Raw genomic sequence first — 3,191 nt, forward strand, 5'->3', positions numbered from 1 at the left:
TGAGCGGGCTTCTGCGAATAATTAGCCTGACGATAACCTACTTTCACACTGGTTGCAGCACTATCATCGGCGCAAAGTCGTTTCACGGTCCTGTTCGGGATGGGAAGGGGTGGTACCGACTTGCTATGGTCATCAGGCATGACTTGTACGCGTGTCGTCTCCTSRTGGAGGACGCTACGCTGAATCCGGAAGAAGTAGTTTTTTGATCTGTTGTGTCAACAAAGCTGTCATTGCACCTGGCTTGGACTGCCAAGGTTATAGGGACAAGCCGTACGGGCAATTAGTATCGGTTAGCTTAATGCATTACTGCACTTCCACACCCGACCTATCAACGTCCTGGTCTCGAACGACCCTTCAAGGAGCTCAAGGCTCCGGGAAATCTCATCTCAAGGCGAGTTTCCCGCTTAGATGCTTTCAGCGGTTATCTCTTCCGAACTTAGCTACCCGGCAATGCCACTGGCGTGACAACCGGTACACCAGAGGTTCGTCCACTCCGGTCCTCTCGTACTAGGAGCAGCCCCCTTCAAATTTCCAACGCCCACGGCAGATAGGGACCAAACTGTCTCACGACGTTTTAAACCCAGCTCACGTACCACTTTAAATGGCGAACAGCCATACCCTTGGGACCGGCTACAGCCCCAGGATGTGATGAGCCGACATCGAGGTGCCAAACTCCCCCGTCGATATGAACTCTTGGGAGGAATCAGCCTGTTATCCCCAGAGTACCTTTTATCCGTTGAGCGATGGCCCTTCCATACAGAACCACCGGATCACTATGTCCTACTTTCGTACCTGCTCGACTTGTCGGTCTCGCAGTTAAGCACGCTTATGCCATTGCACTATTAGCACGATGTCCGACCGTACCTAGCGTACCTTCGAACTCCTCCGTTACACTTTAGGAGGAGACCGCCCCAGTCAAACTGCCTACCATGCACTGTCCCCGACCCGGATYACGGGCCAAGGTTAGAACCTCAAACAAACCAGGGTGGTATTTCAAGGATGGCTCCACGAGAACTGGCGTCCCCGCTTCAAAGCCTCCCACCTATCCTACACAGATTGGTTCAAAGTCCAATGCAAAGCTACAGTAAAGGTTCATGGGGTCTTTCCGTCTAGCCGCGGGTAGATTGCATCATCACAAACATTTCAACTTCGCTGAGTCTCGGGAGGAGACAGTGTGGCCATCGTTACGCCATTCGTGCAGGTCGGAACTTACCCGACAAGGAATTTCGCTACCTTAGGACCGTTATAGTTACGGCCGCCGTTTACTGGGACTTCAATCAAGAGCTTGCACCCCATCATTTAATCTTCCAGCACCGGGCAGGCGTCACACCCTATACGTCCACTTTCGTGTTTGCAGAGTGCTGTGTTTTTATTAAACAGTCGCAGCCACCAGTTTATTGCAACCCTTTCACCCTCATGGAGTAAACCAATCAAGCTACCGGGGCGTACCTTATCCCGAAGTTACGGTACCAATTTGCCGAGTTCCTTCTCCCGAGTTCTCTCAAGCGCCTTAGAATACTCATCTCGCCCACCTGTGTCGGTTTGCGGTACGGTCTCGTATGACTGAAGCTTAGAGGCTTTTCTTGGAACCACTTCCGATTGCTTCGCAGSATAAASCCGCTCGTCCCRRYCCCTTGRATTMYGYRCCCGGATTTGCCTAAGYRCCTYCTATGAACCAGAAACTGACTATTCCAACAGTCAGACAACCTTCCGCGATCCGTCCCCCCATCGCATCATACGACGGTGCAGGAATATTAACCTGCTTCCCATCAGCTACGCATCTCTGCCTCGCCTTAGGGGCCGACTCACCCTGCTCCGATGAACGTTGAACAGGAAACCTTGGGCTTTCGGCGAGAGGGCTTTTCACCCTCTTTATCGCTACTCATGTCAGCATTCGCACTTCTGATACCTCCAGCATCCTTTACAAGACACCTTCGCAGGCTTACAGAACGCTCTCCTACCATATCGATCTCGATGCAAGCAAAGAGAAAGATATCCGCAGCTTCGGTGACTGGCTTAGCCCCGTTACATCTTCCGCGCAGGACGACTCGATCAGTGAGCTATTACGCTTTCTTTAAATGATGGCTGCTTCTAAGCCAACATCCTGACTGTTTTAGCCTTCCCACTTCGTTTTCCACTTAGCCAATCTTTGGGACCTTAGCTGGCGGTCTGGGTTGTTTCCCTCTTGACGCCGGACGTTAGCACCCGACGTCTGTCTCCCAAGCTCGCACTCACCGGTATTCGGAGTTTGCAATGGGTTGGTAAGTCGCAATGACCCCCTAGCCATAACAGTGCTCTACCCCCGGTGGTGATACTTGAGGCACTACCTAAATAGTTTTCGGAGAGAACCAGCTATTTCCAGGTTTGTTTAGCCTTTCACCCCTACCCACAGCTCATCCCCTAATTTTTCAACATTAGTGGGTTCGGACCTCCAGGGCGTGTTACCGCACCTTCATCCTGGCCATGGGTAGATCACCTGGTTTCGGGTCTACACCCAGCGACTGTCGCCCTGTTCGGACTCGATTTCTCTACGGCTCCCCGATCTGGTTAACCTCGCCACTGAATGTAAGTCGCTGACCCATTATACAAAAGGTACGCCGTCACCCCACGAAGAGGCTCCGACTGTTTGTATGCACACGGTTTCAGGATCTATTTCACTCCCCTCCCGGGGTTCTTTTCGCCTTTCCCTCACGGTACTGGTTCACTATCGGTCGATTACGAGTATTTAGCCTTGGAGGATGGTCCCCCCATCTTCAGACAGGATTTCTCGTGTCCCGCCCTACTTGTCGTACGCTTAGTAYCACCGTYYGRATTTCGTGTACGGGGCTATCACCCGCTATGGCSSCTATTTCCAGAGSSTTCCACTATYCARTCGACTATCACGTACAAGGCTCATCCCATTTCGCTCGCCACTACTTTGGGAATCTCGGTTGATTTCTTTTCCTGCAGCTACTTAGATGTTTCAGTTCGCCGCGTTCGCTTCACACACCTATGTATTCAGTGAGYGATGACCTAAAAGGCCGGGTTTCCCCATTCGGACATCTACGGATCAAAGCTCGTTTGCCAGCTCCCCGTAGCTTTTCGCAGGCTACAACGTCCTTCATCGCCTGTAATCGCCAAGGCATCCACCATGTGCACTTATTCACTTGTCCCTATAACGTTGGCCCCTGCATGAGTGTCAGGGAACGTCA

The 3,191-nt window shown here is 51.9% G+C and carries 2 rRNA genes; both read right to left on the reverse strand.

The features are described from left to right. Nucleotides 1-24: 24 nt before the first annotated feature. Nucleotides 25-137: ribosomal RNA gene (gene rrf / locus AC1DOP_RS27080) — 5S ribosomal RNA — on the reverse strand. Between the two features lie 122 nt (nucleotides 138-259). After that, nucleotides 260-3,152: ribosomal RNA gene (locus AC1DOP_RS27085) — 23S ribosomal RNA — on the reverse strand. Between the last annotated feature and the right edge of the window lie 39 nt (nucleotides 3,153-3,191).

It is taken from the genome of Massilia sp. 01N410 (assembly GCF_056399665.1).